This is a genomic window from Trueperella bernardiae, assembly GCF_030246965.1.
Classification (GTDB): Bacteria; Actinomycetota; Actinomycetes; order Actinomycetales; family Actinomycetaceae; genus Trueperella; species Trueperella bernardiae.
In genome coordinates, this window is record NZ_CP127099.1 from 1,510,085 (window position 1) to 1,528,488 (window position 18,404).

Annotated in this window: 15 protein-coding genes; 5 read left to right on the forward strand and 10 right to left on the reverse strand. The window is 67.3% G+C overall.

Going from position 1 to position 18,404, the window contains the following annotated elements:
- The first annotated feature begins 1 nt into the window (after position 1).
- Positions 2-1,141, forward strand: coding sequence for an exonuclease SbcCD subunit D (locus QPC17_RS06970; RefSeq protein WP_070447836.1), 1,140 nt, complete (start codon positions 2-4; stop codon positions 1,139-1,141).
- A complete protein-coding gene (locus tag QPC17_RS06975; protein WP_285347151.1) occupies positions 1,141-4,269 on the forward strand; it encodes an AAA family ATPase in 3,129 nt (1,042 codons plus the stop codon). Before QPC17_RS06970 ends, QPC17_RS06975 begins: the two co-directional genes overlap by 1 nt.
- 71 nt (positions 4,270-4,340) lie before the next feature.
- Here the strand turns inward: QPC17_RS06975 and QPC17_RS06980 are convergent, their stop codons facing one another.
- From QPC17_RS06980 to QPC17_RS06990, 3 genes are read right to left on the reverse strand one after another with little or no spacing between them, the layout of a single operon-like run.
- On the reverse strand, positions 4,341-4,808 hold the full coding sequence (locus tag QPC17_RS06980) for a DUF6912 family protein (protein WP_062613407.1): 468 nt from the start codon (positions 4,806-4,808) through the stop codon (positions 4,341-4,343).
- 54 nt (positions 4,809-4,862) lie between these two features.
- Positions 4,863-5,978, reverse strand: coding sequence for a CpaE/TadZ family protein (locus QPC17_RS06985; protein WP_145989861.1), 1,116 nt, complete (start codon positions 5,976-5,978; stop codon positions 4,863-4,865).
- Entirely contained in the window at positions 5,975-6,559 is a 585-nt protein-coding gene (locus QPC17_RS06990; protein WP_143601995.1) for an SAF domain-containing protein, read from the reverse strand. Before QPC17_RS06990 ends, QPC17_RS06985 begins: the two co-directional genes overlap by 4 nt.
- A gap of 106 nt (positions 6,560-6,665) precedes the next feature.
- On the opposite strand from QPC17_RS06990, the gene QPC17_RS06995 reads away from it, so the two are divergent.
- A complete protein-coding gene (locus QPC17_RS06995; RefSeq protein WP_062613404.1) occupies positions 6,666-6,875 on the forward strand; it encodes a helix-turn-helix domain-containing protein in 210 nt (69 codons plus the stop codon).
- On the opposite strand, the gene QPC17_RS07000 is transcribed toward QPC17_RS06995, so the two are convergent.
- Positions 6,872-7,450, reverse strand: coding sequence for a hypothetical protein (locus QPC17_RS07000; protein ID WP_068538662.1), 579 nt, complete (start codon positions 7,448-7,450; stop codon positions 6,872-6,874). The two genes, QPC17_RS06995 and QPC17_RS07000, sit on opposite strands and share 4 nt — an antisense overlap.
- A 163-nt stretch (positions 7,451-7,613) precedes the next feature.
- On the opposite strand from QPC17_RS07000, the gene QPC17_RS07005 reads away from it, so the two are divergent.
- Positions 7,614-8,285 (forward strand): LysM peptidoglycan-binding domain-containing protein, encoded by a 672-nt coding sequence (locus QPC17_RS07005; RefSeq protein WP_285347152.1) that lies wholly within the window; start codon positions 7,614-7,616, stop codon positions 8,283-8,285.
- 9 nt (positions 8,286-8,294) lie between these two features.
- Complete coding sequence (locus QPC17_RS07010) at positions 8,295-8,828, forward strand: Rv3235 family protein (protein ID WP_083200551.1); 534 nt, start codon at positions 8,295-8,297, stop codon at positions 8,826-8,828.
- Positions 8,829-9,015: 187 nt separating this feature from the next.
- Here the strand turns inward: QPC17_RS07010 and secA are convergent, their stop codons facing one another.
- The 6 genes from secA to nuoK form a co-directional block, all read right to left on the reverse strand.
- Complete coding sequence (gene secA / locus QPC17_RS07015) at positions 9,016-11,865, reverse strand: preprotein translocase subunit SecA (RefSeq protein WP_219619333.1); 2,850 nt, start codon at positions 11,863-11,865, stop codon at positions 9,016-9,018.
- A gap of 137 nt (positions 11,866-12,002) precedes the next feature.
- Positions 12,003-13,013 carry a polyprenyl synthetase family protein gene (locus QPC17_RS07020; protein WP_062613399.1) on the reverse strand — a complete coding sequence of 337 codons (1,011 nt, stop codon included), beginning with the start codon at positions 13,011-13,013 and terminating at the stop codon, positions 12,003-12,005.
- Positions 13,010-14,596: an NADH-quinone oxidoreductase subunit NuoN gene (gene nuoN, locus QPC17_RS07025; protein WP_068538737.1), complete on the reverse strand. Its 1,587-nt coding sequence runs from the start codon at positions 14,594-14,596 to the stop codon at positions 13,010-13,012. Before nuoN ends, QPC17_RS07020 begins: the two co-directional genes overlap by 4 nt.
- Before the next feature lie 17 nt (positions 14,597-14,613).
- On the reverse strand, positions 14,614-16,137 hold the full coding sequence (locus QPC17_RS07030) for an NADH-quinone oxidoreductase subunit M (protein WP_068538658.1): 1,524 nt from the start codon (positions 16,135-16,137) through the stop codon (positions 14,614-14,616).
- A gap of 13 nt (positions 16,138-16,150) precedes the next feature.
- Positions 16,151-18,064 carry an NADH-quinone oxidoreductase subunit L gene (nuoL, locus tag QPC17_RS07035; protein ID WP_285347153.1) on the reverse strand — a complete coding sequence of 638 codons (1,914 nt, stop codon included), beginning with the start codon at positions 18,062-18,064 and terminating at the stop codon, positions 16,151-16,153.
- A gap of 40 nt (positions 18,065-18,104) precedes the next feature.
- Entirely contained in the window at positions 18,105-18,404 is a 300-nt protein-coding gene (gene nuoK, locus QPC17_RS07040) for an NADH-quinone oxidoreductase subunit NuoK (protein WP_285347154.1), read from the reverse strand.

An 18,404-nucleotide genomic window follows, 5' to 3' on the forward strand; every position in this document is an offset into this window, starting at 1 on the left:
CATGAGGTTTTTACATACGGCCGATTGGCACCTGGGCCGGGAAATGCACGGTGCCGATCTCACCCCTGCCTTTGAGCAGTGGGCCGATCACGTGGTCGATCTCGTGGCGGCGGAGAGTGTGGATGCTCTCTTCATTTCAGGTGACGTGTTTGACCGCAGCGTCCCGCCCGTCACCATGGTGGAGCTGCTGTCTGACACGCTTGGGCGCCTGCTCGAGCACACGCGGGTGATCATGACCAGCGGCAACCACGATTCGCCCCAGCGCCTCGGCTTCCTGTCAGGTTTGGTGCGGGATCGGCTGCATATCTGTACCGATTCGCGCCGCGCCCACGTCCCCGTGGTGATGGACGACGACACCGGGGGCGCCCTCATCTACCCCATCCCCTACTTAGATCCGCCCACGGAGCGGGAGAAGCTGGCCGGGGATGAGGTGCTCGAACGCAGCCACATGGCGGTTAACACCGAGATGCTGGCCCGCGTGGAGGCGGACATGAAGCGGCGCGGGGGCAACCCGTACCGGGTGGTGCTCTCCCATTCGTTCGTCATCGGCGCGCAACCCACGGAGTCGGAGCGGGATATCTCGGTGGGCGGGGCGGATTCGATCCCCTCGCACCTGTTCCGCCTGGGCGGGCTCACGGATTACGTGGCCCTCGGCCACATCCACGGCCCGCAACGGGTGGGCACGGAGGGCGATCCGCTCATGCGCTATTCGGGCTCGCCCATCGCCTTTTCCTTCTCCGAGGAAAAGCACGTCAAATCCTCCGTGCTGCTCGATACCCAAAGCGGGGGCGTGGAGCTCATCCCTGCGCCCGTATACCGGCCGCTTGCCACGTTGGAGGACACGCTGGAAAACCTGCTGTCGGTAAAGTACGCGGCGTTTGGCGATTACTTCGTGCGCATCCGAGTCACGGATCCGGACAGGCCGGCCGATCTGTACGCCAAGCTCAAGGCGCGCTTTGCGCACATGCTCGTGCTCGAACACGTGAGTGAGGCCACGGCCGTCACGCTGAGGGAGCTGGCCGAGATCCGTTCCAACCCGCTGGCCGTCATGCGCGAATTCTTTGCGCATGCGGGAGGGCGGGAACTGACCGAGATGGAGGACCAGCTCGTGGCCGATACGTGGGAGAAGGTGAGGGCCTGATGCAGTTCCGGCACCTGACTTTCAGTGCGATCGGCCCATTCCCGGGCACGCACACGATCAACTTTGATGACCTGACGGCCTCCGGCCTGTTCCTTTTTGACGGGCCCACGGGCGCCGGGAAGTCCTCAATTATCGACGCGATCGTCTTCGCCCTGTACGGGGACGTGGCGGGAATCGACTCGGATCGGTCCCGCATGCGCTCCAGCTACGCGCCCGGCACCGTGGAGTCGGTGGTGGAGCTCGTGTTCACCATCGCCTCGGGCACGTACCGCGTGCGGCGCACGCCCGCCTACCTCAAGCAGAAGGTGCGCGGGGAGGGCACCACGCCCATAGGCGCCACCGCACACCTGTGGCGCATGTCCGAGGCGGCCGTGGAGGCGAAGAAGTGGGAGGCCGGGGAGATCCTCGGCTCGAAGATCTCACAGGTGGATGCCGAGCTGGAGGGGCTTTTGGGGCTCACGCGCGAACAGTTCGTGCAAACCGTGGTGCTCCCCCAGGGTCAGTTCGCTCAGTTCTTGAAGATGAAGTCCACCGAGCGGGCGGCTCTGCTCGAAACCCTGTTCAACACCAGCGATTACAAGCGTTTCGCCTACGCCCTGGAGGATGCGGCGAAGGAGGCACGCGGAAAGGTCAAGGCCGCCTCGGAGGAGGCCATCCGCGCCTTGCACTCCTGGCTTGATATCGACGGGGTGGCCGAACAGTTCCCCCACCTGGTCCAGCTCGTCCTCGAGCCGGACGATGAGGCGCCGCTCGAGGCGATCGGGGAAGCCGACCACGTGCTTGGCCAGGCGTGGGCGGCGGCCTCGGAGCTGACCGTCGAGGTCGGCGCCGCCGCCCGGCAGGCCGCTCAGGCCCTGCAGCAGGCGGAGATCCTCACCGCCGCCATCGCCGAACGGGGTCGGCTGGTGGCCGAGCGCGCAGTGCTGGCCGAGCGTGCGCCACGCATCGAGGAGGCGCGGGCGAAGATCGCCGCCCACGAATCGGTGGCACTCGCCATCGACCGCCTGAACCGGGAGGACTCGGCGCGGGAGGCGCTGTCTGCTATCGCGCTGCCCGCGGGCATGGCGTCCGCGGGGGCGTCCGGGCCGGATGCGGCTGCTACGGAGCCGTCGGCTACGGGTGCGGTGGGCACACCAGCCGCGGGGGCTGCGACCGTCACGGATATTGACTCGCTCGCCAGCGCTATCGCGGCACAGGAGGGCGTGCTGGAGGCCGCCGAATCTGTCATCGATTCCTGCGATGCGGAACTGGCCGGGATCAACACCCAGCTCGGCGCGCTCGCGGAGCTGGCCGCACTCGAGGCCGGCCTGTCGCAGCGCCGAGAGGAACTGGCCGGTCTTGAAAAGGAGGCAGAGGCACTGCAAGCGAGGGCTGCCGAGCTCGATGAACAGCTTGCCGCCTACCCTTCGCGCGCCGCCGAATTCGACTCCGCGCTCCAGGCCAAGCGCACACTTGCCGCCACCGCCCCGGTCATCACGGAAAAGCTTGCCTCCCAGCAAGCGGCCCAAGCCACGGCCACGAAGCTCACGGACGTTGAGGGCACGCTCGAGCGGGCGCGCGGGACCCTGGTGAAGGCCGCCGCCGCGCACTCGGCCCAACGCGAGAAATTAAATGCCACCACGGAGGCCTGGCGCAGATCGATGGCTTCCAACCTAGCCAGCACGCTGAGCGAATCTGAGCCGTGCCCCGTTTGCGGTTCCACCGAGCACCCCGCTCCGGCCGCCCCAGCGGCGGATTCGGCCACGCTCGAGCAGGTCCAGGCCGAGGAGGCGGCGCTCGCGCCGCTGGCCGCCGCACTTGACCAAGCGAACCAAAAGGTCACGGCCCTGTCCAGCTCTGCCGAAGCGTTGCGTTCCCAGCTGGGCGACGCCACGCCCGAGTCGATCGCGGCCACGATTGTTGCTCTCACGGCTGACCTGGCAAAGGCCAGCGCTGCCGAAAAGAACGCGGCGGCGATGGAGGCCGAGCGCGCGGCGCTGGAGGACGCCCAGGCCAAGCAACGTCTGGCACTGGGGCAGGTCCGGGAGGATCAGCGAGCGCTGACCGAACGTACCGCAAGCGCCAGCCAGATGCTCGGGGCCGATACCGCGCGCGTCTCCGACGCGCGCGGGGAATTCCCCAGCGTTCATGACCGCCAGGCCGCGCTTGGCCGGCAGCGCGAACAGCTCAGCAGCTTGCGCGCAGTGGCAACGACGGCGGCATCTGCGGCCCGCTCGCTCGAAGAGGCCCGCGCCGCGGCGTCCGAGGCGCTCGCTGCCGCGCACGTCACCGCCGCGCAGGCCCGCGCAAGCCACCTCCCCCGTCCCACGCTCACAGCGCTGAAGAAGGAGGTAGAGGACCACGCGGCCCAGTGCGCAAGCATCGAAGGCCAACTGGCCAGCGAACGGCTGCAGGTTGAGGGCCAGGAGGTGGACCTGGAGGCCGCCCGGCGAGCCGATGCCGCCGCGCGGGAGGCGGTCTCCCAGGCCAACCGTGCCGAGGCGATCGCCTCACAGCGGATGACCGCCTCGAATGGGCACCTCGCTCGGCTACACGCCGCCCATCGGGACTGGAAGAGGATCAGCGATGCGGCCGGGCCGGCCGTCCGGCTGGCGGATCTGGCGAACGCCGGGTCGATGTCGCTCAGCCGCGTCAAGCTCACGGTGTGGGTGCTTCTGCGCCGCTTCGAGCAGATCGTCGAGCGAGCCAACGAGCACCTCGCCCGCTTCTCCTTCGGCCGCTACGAGCTACGCCGGGCCGACGAGGGGCGCGGGGAGCTTAAGTCGGGCCTCGGGCTCGAGGTGGTCCATCACGACTCCGGCCCTGGCGGCGACCACGTCCGCTCCCCCGGCACCCTCTCGGGCGGCGAGACCTTCTACACCTCGCTCGCCCTCGCGCTCGCCCTGTCCGAAGTGGTGCAGGCGGAGAACGGCGGGATCCGCATTGACACGCTCTTGATCGACGAGGGCTTCGGCAGCCTGTCGAGCGACTACCTGCAAACGGTCATGGACACACTCGGGCAGCTGCGAGCGGACGGGCGCACGGTGGGCGTGGTCTCCCACGTGGAGGAACTCAAGGCCATGATCCCCGATCGGGTCACGGTCAAGCCGCTCGACCGCGGGGGCTCCACGATGAGCGTCTCCGCGTAGGCCGGTCGCGGAGCATGAACCCTTCCCGGTTCTGACTCGCGGTCCCACCCGGCAGGCGCAAAACCCGGGCCCTAGGCGCCCGGCTCGACCAGTGCGCCTGCCTCAAGTTCGGCGGCCAGGTCGGCGCGCTCGATGACGTCGTACCAGAGCAGGTCGATGTCACCGGTTGCCGCGAAGGCCGCCTCCTCACCGGCGATGGCACGGGAGACGAGCTCCTCGTATCCCGGTTCATCCACGAGGATGGTCTCCACGTCCCCCCACTCCACGGAAGCGGTGAGCCGGCGGGCAGTGGGGAGCTCGGCCGCGTGCTCTAGCGCACGGCCGGGCACCTCGGCCACGCACACCATCCGGCGGCGCGCCTGACGGCCGGCAAGCAGGCGGAGCGAGTCGTCAGCGGCGGCAAGGGTGGCGATCATTTCCCACCCCTCGTCGTCCTCGCGTGGCACGGTCCGCTTGAGTTCGGGTGTGACGGCGTGAACCAGCCGGGGCTCGATGGCCGCGGCGAGGTCCTCGGGCGTGAGCGGAATGTAGATGCGCATAGACACATCCTAAACCGCCGCGCCCGCTGACGCGCTCGCCTGATGCCCCCGCCGCTATGCGCCCGCGGCGCCGATGACCTCCCACAGGGCCCGCACGTCCTTGGCATAGCCAGAACGCGGGTAGGTACCCACCATGTCGCGGGCCTGGAGCTCGCAGCGTTCGAGGCGCCGCCGATCAGCGCGCAGGAAGTGAATCGGCACGGGTGCGTCGGCGAGGAGCGAGAGGACCTTCGCCTTACCGTCCACGCCCAGTCCGTGCTCGGAGAGGAGGACCACCCCGTGGTGCTCGCCAAGCCTGTCACTGCCCAGGGCGTCGAGGTGTTCGAGGAAGCGCCGCAACCCCACGGGCGTGCCGGCGCCCACGTGCACCACCACGTCCGCCGCCTCCACGGCCGAGCGGGTGGCGGCGTGGCGGTCCTCGCGGGAGGGCCGCGCCTCCATCCCACCGGAAAGGTCCACGATCACCGCGTCCGCGGATGCGGCGAGCGGCTCCCACATGCGCTCGACCACCACCCGGGGCAACTCCCTCCAGCGCTCGCCAGTATTAAGGCCGGCAAGTATGCGGCCAGGCTTATCAGCCCCGCGCCCGGGCAGCTCCACCAGCACCGCGTCGATGAGCTCGGCCGGGTCCTTGCCCCGCTCGATGTGCCGGGCGAGGGCCACGATGGCAGACGTCTCCTCCAGCCCGTAGAGCTGGGACAGGCTGGGGCGGTGGGTGTCGGCGTCGACCACCACGACGTTCGGGGCAACCGCCGCGAGGTCTCGCACGAGCGCCGATCGCCCCACGCTCCCGCCCGGCCCCCACACGGCGATGATCCGGCCCCGCCGCATCGGTGCCGCCACGGGTTCAACGGGCGTGGACCCGCGCACGAAGTCCACCATCTCCGACTCGGCCACGGGCACCGCGCCGAGCGCGTTGATGGCCGTGACCGGCCGGAAGGACGGCACCACACCCACGCGCGCGCCGGCGGCGGCGAGCCGGGTGACGGCCGAGAGGTCGAGCGCGGGATCGTCGCCCAGCAACACGATCTTGCCCAGGTTGGCCTCAACCCCGGCGATGACCTCGGCCAGGTCGGCACACCGGCGGGCGATGCGGACCTCCTCGCCGAACGCCGCCAGGCCGCGCACCACCTGCTCCTCAAGCTGGGCGGGCAAACATAGGAGGATCATTGGCCGGCCTTCCCCACGAGCACCAGCCCGTCCTGGGTGCCGAGCACCTCGAGGATCCCGGGCACGTCGGCTGGCGCCACCCGGATCTGGGCGGCGGTCTGCGAGCCCACGCCCCCGACCTCCACGGAAACGATCACCGCGCCCTGCGCGATGAGCCTCGCCCCCGAGGCCGTGTTGATGGTCGCGTTCTGCACGCGCCACACATCCACCTGCGACCCCACCCCCACGCTCGAGGCGGGCGCCACGAGCAGCGGGATGGTCACGTCGGCAAGCGCGCCTGGCTGGCCGAGGGCGGAGGTCGGGAGAAGATCGCCGGGCTGAAGAGCGTGAGTTGCCACGGCGCCGTCAGGAATCTGCCCGCTCCTCACGTACTCGGCCCCCACGCGCTCGGGCAGCTCCACCACTGTGAACTGGCTCTCACTTAGCACGCTACCCTCCGCGACCGGGGCGCTCGCGCGCAGTAACGGGACAGAGGATTCCCCACCCAGCACGACCGAGCCCGCGAGCCCGCCACCCGCAATGAGAAGCACTCCAATGGCCAGCCGCGGATCCTTCCACGGTAGATATTTCGATATCGTCATGGCTCAACCGTTGCATATTTCGCGAAAATCGTTCACAGTTTTCCACAGGACTTAACACCCGTGTACAGTTCAAGCGTCGGTCGCTAGTAGATGGGACACTCTAGCTATGTCTAGGTTTCTAACAATCGCTGATGTCGCCGAGTACCTGAATGTCTCGGCCGGACAGGTACGCACGCTCATCAAGAATGGCGAACTTCCTGCCATTCAGGTAGGCGGACGCGGCCAGTGGCGCATTGAGGACGCCGTGCTCACCGAGTACGTCGAGCGCGCCTACGCGGCCACCCGAGAAAAAATCGCGTCGGGAGAGGATTTCTAAACCCCGCGGTTCACCCTCGCCTGGCTCATCACGGCTATCGCATCGATCGGAATGACGATCTGCGATAGCCGTTCCCTTTGCCCGAAATCGTAGCGGGCCTCCCACGGCTGGGCGTACGAACCGTACCGATCCCCGCCCTCCTCTTCAATCAGCAGGTGGTCGCGCCCAACGCCGACCACCCGGCCCGCCACGTTGACGTCCGGCCCGCGCAGCGCCACGTAGGTGTCCTGGAGCTGGCGCACGAACGACCCCACGCTGACCGGCAGGCCACTTCCCGGCGTCTGCGCCCAGGACACGCGGCTGAGGCTCACCACCGCCTCCGTGAGCACGATGTGCTCGTGGGTGGCGTCCGTGAGCAAGAACCAGCCCTCGCCCACCGCCTCGACGACGCCGTCGAGCACCAAGCCCCGCACGGCCACCTCGATGCTCGCTCCCACGGCACCCCGCAGGCGGTCCCCCACCGTGAGCGTGGCCCGTTCGGCGTCGGCGAGGTCGGCCACCTCTGCGTCGAGTTCGTCGCGCTCGCCTTGTTCCACTTCGGAGGCGATGGCCTCAGCAAGAATCGTCCAATCCATAGGCACAGGCTACGGCCGGTCGCCCGCGAGCGCTCCACTTTCCACACCGTCGCGCATCTCACCCTTCGACTTACCGGGTATACCCACTCGCGCACGCCATCAAACAGCACCAAACTCGATCACACAGCATCAAACAACACCAAACAGCATCATTGGAGTCGACATGAACCCGTCCCACACCGGCGCACCCCAGCAGGACCTGGAGGCCGTGCTCGTCGCCGCGTCCGCCGTGGCAATCGCGCTCGTGGTCCTGTGGTATCTCATCGCCGCGCTCGCACTCCTTCGCGCCTCCCGCTCCGGAAGCCGCACCCTGCGCGCACGGGTCGCCCGTTGGGGTCCGCCGATCCTCAAGGGCATCGCCGCCGCCGGGCTTGCCGGCAGCTTCATCGCTCCCGCCTCCGCCGACGTCGATCTCAGCTGGGGCGCTCCCCTGCCCTCCGCGAGCACGCTCTACGAGCCGGCCGGAGCCATTCACGACGCCGACCCCGCCGTCGCGTCCGAAACCGCGGTCGCGCCCCTACCGGAGGCCGGACCAGTCGCCGCCGCCGAAGCACCTCGCATCGGCAAGCCGCTCCACGACGCCGCCCTCGCAGCCACGCGCGAGTCGGCGCCGATCGCCAGGGTCGATCATACAGCGGGAGCCACGCTCATCTCGGAACGCACCCACATCGTGGAAGCCGGGGATTGCCTGTGGTCGATCGCCAGGGACTACTACTCCCCCTCGAACGACTCCGAGTTGGCCGACATCGTGCTCGACCTCTACCTCGCTAACAAGGGCGTCATCGGCGACGACCCGAACCTCATCCGTCCCGGCCAAATCATCACACTTCCCTAAGGACACCCCATGAGCCAAGCACTACTCGATCACAAGGTCCACGTCGCCCCTCCCCCGCCGCCACCGCGCCAGCTCCCGAAGAGCTACCCAGGCCGGTCCTCGCAGTCCCTGCCTGCGCCCTCCAACGGCGAGGGCTTCGACCGCGCAGCCTTCACCTCGCCACGCATCGACAGGCTCATGTACAACGGCGAATCGGGCAAGACCACCGAGAAGCTCACCCCGCCGGACCGCTTCGCCGCCCGCGTGGTCGGCCAGTCCATCGAGGTCCTCATGGGCCACCGGCCCGCCCGCCAGCTCCAGACTTGGATGCACCCCGACGTCTACGAGGCCCTCACCCGCCGCGCCGGCCTCGCCCAGCGCGTGCTCGGCCGGGCCGAGAAGTGCATGCCGCCGCGCATCAAGCGTGTGCGGGTGTGCGAGCCGCGCGACGGGGTCGCCGAGGTCTCGCTCGTCGTTTTCGACGGCAAACGCACCCGCGCGGCGGCCGCCCGGCTCGAGGTGCGCCGCGGCCGGTGGCACGTGACCGCCCTCGAGATCATCTAAGTGGGGCCCGGCCACCCCCGCGGGCCCCTGCCAACGAACTCGCGAGCAACGATTGAAATAAACTGGACGATTTCGGGCCGATCTTCTTATATGAGGAGATCACCCGGAAATCGTCCAGTTTCTTTTAACGCACCTATCCAACGTGGCCCGGTAGCGTCCGCCACCGGGCCGCGCCACCCGCGGGCTCCTACTTGCGCCGCTTGGCCGCACGCCGCTGGGCGCGATTCATCCCCGCGTACGGGTCCGCCTCGCCACCTTGCTGGCCCTGGCCCTGCGTCAGAGCGTTGCCGAACGTGCCCACCGGAGGCTTGTTGCCCGCCGCCGGTCCACGCTGGGCCGCGGGCCCGCTCTGACCGGCTGACGAGGAATAGGACAGCTTCTGCGACTCGGGCCGCTTGATGCCCAGGATCTTCTCGGTCGACTGCTGCGGCTGCACGGGAGCCTTCTGGCCGATGAAACCGCCCTCACCCGCAGCGAGCGCCGCCTTCGCGGACTCCAACGCCTCGCGGGCCATCCGCTCGGAGGGCAGTTCGAAGTTCAGCAGGTGACGCACCGTCTCCTCGCGGATCGAGTCATTCATCTGCTGGAACATGTGGTAGCCCTCCTGCTTGTATTCGACAAGCGGGTCGCGCTGGGCCATCGCGCGCAGGCCGATGCCTTCCTTAAGGTAGTCCATCTCGTACAGGTGCTCGCGCCACTTGCGATCCAGCACGGTCAGCAGCACCTCGCGCTCCACGTTGCGCATCTGCTCAGAGCCCAGCTCCTCCTCGCGCTCGTGGTAGATCGTCTCCACGTCCTCCAGGATCTCGTCACGCACCGTGCTCCGGCTCAGCTCGCGCTGGTCGCCGCCGTGAGCCTCGATGAGCTCCTCGTCTGTGAACGACGGGCGGTAGATGCCCTTCACGTCCATCCACAGCGCGTGCATGTCCCACTCGTCGGCCGAACCGACCGTGTGGCTGCCCACGACGTCGTCAACCACGAAGGTGATGAACGAGCTGATCTGGTCCTCCACGTCCTCACCCTCGAGAATGCGCCGGCGCTCGGCGTAGACGGTGGAGCGCTGCTCGTTCATCACGTCGTCATACTTCAGCACATTCTTGCGCATCTCGGCGTTGCGCGCCTCGATCTGGGTCTGGGCGCGCTCGATCGCGGTGCTCAGGATCTTGAAGTCGAGCACCTCGTCCTCCGGGCCGTTCTTGAAGCGGTCCGTGGCGCGCGTGTTGCCGAACAGGCGCATGAGGTCGTCGTCGAGTGAGAGGTAGAACCGCGACTCGCCCGGGTCGCCCTGACGCCCTGATCGTCCGCGCAGCTGGTTGTCAATGCGGCGCGATTCGTGGCGCTCCGAGCCGAGCACGTACAGGCCGCCCAGCTCCACCACCTCGTCGTGCTCCTTGGCCACGGCCGCCTTGGCCTCGGCCAGCACCTCGGGCCACACCTTCTCGTACTCCTCGGCGTCCTCCTCCGGGTCCAGCCCACGCTTGGCCATGAGGTCCACCGCGATGTGCTCGGCGTTTCCGCCGAGCATGATGTCGGTGCCTCGACCAGCCATGTTGGTCGCCACCGTGACGGCGCCCTTGCGGCCCGCCATCGCCACCACCGCTGCCTCGCGCTCGTGCTGCTTGGCATTGAGCACCTCGTGCGGCACGTGCGCCTTCTTCAGCAGGGCCGACAGCTTCTCCGAGTTCTCCACCGACGCCGTACCCACCAGCACCGGCTGGCCCGTGGCAAACCGCTCCTTGATGTCCTCCACGATCGCCGCGAACTTGCCGCGCTCCGTGGGGTAGACCAGGTCCGTGTGGTCAACGCGCCGCATCGGACGGTTGGTCGGAATCGGCACCACGCCGATGTCGTAGGTGGAGGCGAACTCCTCCGCCTCGGTCTCTGCCGTGCCCGTCATGCCCGACAGCTTGTCGTACAGGCGGAAATAGTTCTGCAGCGTGATCGTGGCCAGCGTCTGGTTCTCGGCCTTGATCGCCACGCCCTCCTTCGCCTCGATCGCCTGGTGCATGCCCTCGTTGTAGCGGCGCCCGGGCAGCACGCGGCCCGTGTGCTCGTCCACAATCAGCACCTCGCCGTCGGCCACGATGTAATCCTGGTCGCGTGCGAACAGCTCCTTGGCCTTGATCGCGTTGTTGAGGTAGCCAATCAGCGGGGTGTTGACCGACTCGTACAGGTTGTCGATCCCCAGTATGTCCTCAATCTTGTCAATGCCCGGTTCGAGCACGCCCACGGTGCGCTTCTTCTCATCGACCTCGTAGTCAATATCGCGCTTGAGCGAGCCCACCGCCTGGGAGAACATCGTGTACCACTTGTTCGCATCCCCCTCGGCCGGGCCCGAAATGATAAGCGGGGTACGCGCCTCGTCAATGAGGATCGAGTCCACCTCGTCCACGATCGCGAAGTTGTGCTCACGCTGGACCAGGTTGTCCAGGCTCATCGCCATGTTATCGCGCAGGTAGTCAAAGCCGAACTCGTTGTTCGTGCCGTACGTGATGTCGCACGCGTACTGCTCGCGCCGCTGGGCCGGGCTGAGCCCCGTGGTGATGCACCCGGTGGTCATCCCGAGGTAGCGGAACACGCGGCCCATGAGCTCCGACTGGTAGGAGGCCAGGTAGTCGTTGACCGTCACCACGTGCACGCCGCGCCCCGGGATCGCGTTGAGATAGGCGGCGAGCGTGGCCACCAGAGTCTTGCCCTCACCGGTCTTCATCTCCGCGATGTTGCCCAGGTGCAAGGCGGCACCCCCCATGATCTGCACGTCGTAGTGCCGCTGGCCGAGCGTACGCACCGACGCCTCGCGCACCACCGCGAATGCCTCCGGCAGCAGGTCATCCAGGGACTCGCCCTCCTGGTAGCGCTCGCGGAATTCCGCCGTCTGAGCCTTGAGCTCCTCGTCGCTCATCTCCTTGAAGGCGTCTTCCAGCTCGTTGACTTGCCGCGTGATCCCCTCGAGCTTCTTCAGGGTTCTCCCCTCGCCTGCCCGGAGAATCTTATCGATCAGTTTGCGCACGTTTGCTCCTTTTAAGACTGCCGCCATTCTAGCCGTTCCCCGGCCCCCAGCCGCAATTGTCCGCCTCACCGTTCGCCTACGAAGAAGCGCAGGGCACGTACACCCTGCGCTTCCGTTCGCGACCTTGACGCTTTCGCGTGTGAGCCCCCGTTACGACAACGCCGTCACGCCATACGTTCGACCATCCCGTGGGCGAACATGACCAGATAACTGTAGACTTCCCGGTCCTTGATTCCCTCCAAGTATCCCAGCGCGTCGTCCACCCATTGCCGGGCGAGCTGCCGCGTCTGGTCGACCACGTCGTGCGCCTTGAGCATGCCCACCACCGTGGCCAGCCGGTCCCCCGCCTCCAGGTTGCCTTCGGCGAGGAAGTCGAGGATCACGCGCCCGTCGTCGTCGATCGTGCCCTCCTGAGCCGCGCGCTCAAGCAGAAGCGTGGGCATGGTCGGCACGCCCTCGAGCAGGTCAGTGCCCGGAGTCTTGCCGGTGAGCTCGGGGTCGGAGACCAGATCGATGACGTCGTCGGCGATCTGGAAGGCCACGCCGATCCGTTCGCCGAACGCGGCCAGCGCCTCACTCTCCTCGTCCGGGCCGCCCGCGGCCATGACGCCGTGGTGGGCGGATGCCGCGATGAGCGAGCCCGTTTTGCCGGACAGGACCTTGAGGTGATGCTCGATCGGGTCCTCCCCCGCCTGCGGGCCCACCGTCTCGTGCAGCTGGCCCATGCACAGGCGCTCGAAAGACTCGGCGTGCATGTAGATCGCCTTCTGCCCCAGCCCGGCCACAATCTTAGACGCGCGCGAGAACAGTACGTCGCCAGCCATGATCGCCGAGGAGTTACCGAAAATGTACTGTGCTGTCGGAACGCCGCGCCGCTTGGGTGCCTCGTCCATGACGTCGTCGTGGTAGAGCGAGGCCAGGTGCGTCAGCTCCATGACCACGGCCGCGTCAATGACGTCCGGCGAATCGGGGTTCGGGCCCACCTCCGCCGCGAGCAACGTCAGCAGCGGCCGCAACCGCTTGCCGCCGGCGTCGGCGAGGTAGGAGGTGGCCGAATCGACGACGACGTCGTCCACCCGGCACGCCGATCGCAGGCGGTCTTCGACCACCTCCATGCGCGCGGCGAGCCGGCGGGCGAGCGGGTCGTCGCTGGCTAGGACATCCGTGACGCTCACGCAAACGATCCCATGATGAAGTCGAGCGCGAAGTAGGGCACCACGCCGAGCGCGATCGTGGTGATCGCGGCGATGACGATCGCGACGATCGACATGCCCTCCGACTCGACCACGGCCACCGACTCGCCCTCTGGCTCACGGAAGAACATGAGCTGGACCAAGCGGAAGTAGAACACCGCGGTCGCAGCCGAGGCCAGCACCGCCAGCACCACGAGCACGGCCAGGCCGCCCTCGATACCGGCGCGGAAGACCTCGAACTTTCCGATGAAGCCACCGGTCAGCGGGATGCCCGCGAACGACAGGAGGAAGATCGTCATCGACACGGCCAGCACCGGGTTGCGCTTGCCCAGGCCCGCCCAGCTAGAGAGCTTCGTGGCCTCGCCCAGGATGTTGCCCTGAACGTCACGCTCGCGCACGAGCGTCACCACGCCGAACGCACCCACGGTGGCCACCGCGTAAGCCAGCAGATAGAACAGCACCGCGGGGACCGCGATGAGCGTGACCTCGGCGTTAGAAATGATGTTGATCGCCGTGACAGCAATGAGGATGAAGCCGGCGTGCGCGATCGAGGAGTAGGCCAGCAGGCGCTTGATGTCGGTCTGCACCAGACCCATGACCGTGCCGATCACGATCGTAGCGATGATAACGATCCACATGAAAATGTTGATCGAATCCCACACAGGGGCCACCAGCAGGATGAACACACGCATGAGGGCCACGAACGCGGCGGTCTTCGTACCAGCGGCCATGAAACCGGTGATCGGCGTGGGGGCGCCCTGGTAGACATCCGGGGTCCACGCGTGGAACGGCGCGGCGCCCACCTTGAACAGCAGGCCGATGACCACCATCACGACGCCGACCGTCAGCAGAACCGGTGTCGCCAGACCCTGGCCGCGCGAGATGAGCAGCACCGGGGCCTCGATCGACAGGGAGCCGGTGGCGCCGTAGATGAGCGCCGAACCCATGAGGAAGATCGCCGAAGAGAAAGCGCCGAGGATGAAGTACTTCAGCGCGGCCTCCTGCGACAGCAGGCGCTTGCGGCGCGCGGTTGCCGACAGGACGTAGAGCGGAAGAGAGAGCACTTCGAGCGCGATGAAGAAGGTCAGCAGATCGTAGGCCGAGGTGAAGGCCATCATGCCGCCCGTGGCGAAGAGTGCCAGCGGGTAGACCTCGGTCTGCTGGCGGCCAAGCCGGCTAAACTCTCGCTCCTCCGACGAACCCGGGCGGGTGGCGGCGGCCGCCGCGAACGCGCCCTCGCGGGTCTGCGTGCGGTCGGCGATCACCAGGAAGGACAGGAGCGCACCGACCACGATGACCACCTGCGCGATGAGCGACATCGCGTCCTCCACGAGGCTGACCGCCACCGTGCCGTCGGCGTGGATTGCTAGGGCCAGCGGCTGCACCGTGGAGCCATCGGCCTGGGTCTCCGTCCAGCGCCACACGAGCACCACCAGGGCGGCGGCGAGCGCGGCGAGCGACAGGGTCACCTGCACGGTGCGGCGAGCGCGGCGGGGCACGAACGCCTCAAAGAGGGTGCCCAGCACGGCCGATCCGAGGACGATCAACAGTGGCAGGACTGCCATCCATTGAATTTCGAGATTCACTTGGTGCTCCCTTCAGCGGTGACCGTCAGCGTGGATGCGTACTGCTCGGCCACGGGGTTGACGGCGTCGAGTGCGATGGACGGGAAGAAGCCGAGGACGAGCATGGCCGCGATCAGCAGGCCCATGACCGTCTTCTCGCGCCCGCCCAGGTCCGCCACCTGCTCCTCCGGCTTCGGGCCGGTAAAGACCCGCTGGTACGGCAGAAGGATGTAGAGCGCGGCGAGCACGACGCCGACGACGCCGATGAGCGCCGCCCACGGTAGCACGCCGTACGTGCCCATGAGGACCATGAACTCGGGGATGAAGCCCGACAGGCCCGGCAGGGCGATCGTGGCAAGGCCCGAGATCATGAACGTGCCGGCCAGGATCGGGGTGACGCGCTGCCAGCCGCCGTAGCGAGAAATGAGGTGGGAGCCCCCGCGTTCGCCGAGGAAGCCCACAATGAGGAACAGGCCCGCGGTACCAATACCGTGCGCCACCATGTACAGGATCGCGCCGGCCATCGCGATCGATGAGCCGGAGAAGATACCCATGACCATGAAACCGAAGTGGGACACCGAGGTGAACGCCACGAGGCGCATGAGGTTGTCCGAGGCGATCGCCATGAGCGCACCCCAGATGATCGACACGAGCGCGAAGCCGATGATCACCGGCGCGGCCGCGGCGGCGGCGTCGGGGAACAGCGGCAGGCAGATCGCGATCATGCCGAACGTACCCATCTTGTCCAGGATGCCCACCAGCAAGGTGGAGGTGCCTGCGGGGGCCTCCTCCGTGGCGTCGGGCAGCCAGGTGTGCACCGGCCACATCGGGGCCTTGATCGCGAACGCGATGAAGAAGGCGAGGAAGATCCATATCTGCGCCGCAGCCGACATCTGCGAGCCCGCAGCAAGGTTATCGATCATGAAGCCGCCCGAGCCGCCCGGCCCGTAGGCGTAGACCGCGATGACGCCCACCAGCATGATGAGGCCGCCGGCGAGCGAGTAGATGAGGAACTTCATCGCGGCCTTGCCGCGCCTCTCCCCCTTGCCGTAGCGGCCGATCATGAAGAAGATCGGCAGGATCATGAGCTCGAACAGCACGTAGAACAGGAACAGGTCACGCGCGGCGAACAGGCCGATGATGATCGCCTCAAGGGCGAGGATCCAGGCGAGGTAGCCACCCTGCCGGTCGTCGTCGACCTCGGTCCACGACGCGAGGATGACCACCGGCACGAGGAACACGGACAGCGCGAGCATGACCGCGCCCATCCCGTTGATGCCCCACGCGAGCGACACGCCAATCTGCGGAATCCACGAGTAGGTCTCGGCTAGCTGGACGCGCGCCGAGCTCGCCACCTCGAACTCCGAGATCATCGCGCCGACGAAAACGCCGGCCACGAGGAGGGACACGCCCAGCGCCACCGGGCGGGCCGCCGAACGCAGCGGCTTGACCAGCCACAGCGCGAGCGCGCCCAGCAGGGCGAGCCCGATCATCACTGTGATCCAGGGGAAGCCAGCTTCGGAAACAGTTTGCAATTGCATACCTCTTGTCCTCCTAGAGCGCGGCCGCGACGACGACGATGAGCGCCAGGACCAGGCCGATGGTGATGTAGCTGGCGTAGTTACGGGCGTAACCGGTCTGGAACTTGCCCACGACCGATCCGACGGACGGCAGCTTGCCAACCCCGCGGATCAGGCCGTCCACCACGCCGCGGTCGAGCGCGTCGGTGCCTGCCACGAGCGTGAGGCCGGGGTTCATGAACAGGCCCTCGTTGATCTGATCCTGGTAGAGATCCACGCGCGCGGCGCGGGTCAGGCCGTTGCCCACCGGTGCTGCCTTGGGCATCGGGGTGGCCACGTACATCTTCCAGGCGAGCCCGACGCCGATCGCCACGATGGCGAGCGTGACGCCCGTGATGACCGGGACCGGCAAGACCGGCTCCTCGTGGGCGACGTGGCCGATCGCCGGCTCAAGCCAGGTGAGGAAGCCCGTGTAGTTGAGGACCGCGCCGAGGCCGAGGGAGCCGAGGGCGAGCAGCGCCATCGGGATCCACATGAGCGGCGACGGATCGTGCGGGTGCTTGGCGTCCGGGCCTTCCTTCGCCCAGCGCTCCTCCCCCAGGAAGATCCCGAAGAACAGGCGCGACATGTAGAAGGCGGTAAGCCCCGCCACGAGCACGGTGATCGTGCCGAAGATCCACGGAAGCGCGCCCTCGCCCGTGAACGCGATCTCGATGACCTTGTCCTTCGAGTAGAAACCGGACAGCAGCGGGAAGCCGATGATCGCCAGGTAGCCGGCGAAGAACATGTAGAACGTGATTTTCATGTGCTTAGCCAGGCCACCGAAGCCGCGGATGTTGACCTCGTCGTTCATGCCGTGCATGACAGCGCCGGCACCAAGGAACATGTTGGCCTTGAAAAAGCCGTGAGTGACGAGGTGGAAGATCGCGAAGCCAGCACCCACCGGGCCGAGGCCCGCCGCCAGCATCATGTAGCCGATCTGCGACATGGTGGAGGCCGCGAGGACCTTCTTCATGTCGTCCTTCGCCGCACCGACGATCGCGCCGAAGACGAGCGTGATGAGGCCGATGAGGGCCACGAGCAGAGCGGCAGTGGGCGCGGCCTGGTAGACGGCGCCGGAGCGAACCATGAGGTAGACACCGGCGGTCACCATCGTGGCGGCGTGGATGAGGGCCGAGACCGGGGTCGGGCCCGCCATCGCGTCCCCCAGCCATGCCTGCAGCGGGAACTGCGCCGACTTACCGCAGGCGGCCAACAGGAGGAATACCCCGATGAACGCGGCCGTGCCCTCGGAAACGCCAGCCACACCGGCCGACACGTCGGTGAACTTCACCGAACCGAAGCTCGCCACCATCGCCATCATCGCGATCAGCATGCCCAGATCGCCCACACGGTTCATGACGAACGCCTTCTTACCGGCGGTGGCGTACTCGGGCACGTGGTTCCAGAACGAGATGAGAAGGTAGGACGCCAGGCCCACGCCTTCCCAACCGAAGAACAGCACCACGTAGGAGTTGCCCAGGACGAGCAGTAGCATCGCTGCCACGAACAGGTTGAGGTAGGCGAAGAAACGACGCCGGGCCGGATCGTGCTCCATGTAGGACACGGAGTAGATGTGGATGAGGGTGCCCACGAAGGTCACGAGCAGGACGAACGTGATCGACAGCGGGTCGACCCGCGTGCCGAAGTCCACCGCGAAGTTACCCACCGCGGGGATCCACTCATACAGCGTGGTCTCGACCACGCGCGCGCTCGCGTCCATCCCCAGCAGTTGCAGGGCGGCGGCGGCGCCGATGACGAACGACGCCGTGGAGGCGAGGATCGCCAGCCAGTGGCCCCACGCGTCAGCAGCCTTGCCTGCCAGGAGGAGGATCGCGAAGCTGACAAGCGGGATGGCCACGGCCAGCCAGATGAGGCTCGCCGCGCCCGTCGCGCTTGCGACAGCCACGGTGCTTTCCGCAAAAATGCTAGTCAATGCTCGCACCTGCCTAGTTCTTCATGAGGTTGGCGCCGTCCAACGACGCCGTCCTGCGAGTACGGAATATGGACACGATGATCGCCAGGCCCACCACGACCTCGGCGGCAGCCACCACTATGACGAAGAAGGCGAAGACCTGCCCCTCAAGGTTGCCCCACATGCGGGAGAAGGTGATGAGCACCAGGTTGCACGAGTTGAGCATGATCTCAACGCCGAGCAGGGCGATGACGCCGTTGCGGCGGGTGAGGACGGTCGCGCCGCCCACCACGAAGAGGATGATCGCGAGGACCACGTAGTACATCAGATCCAT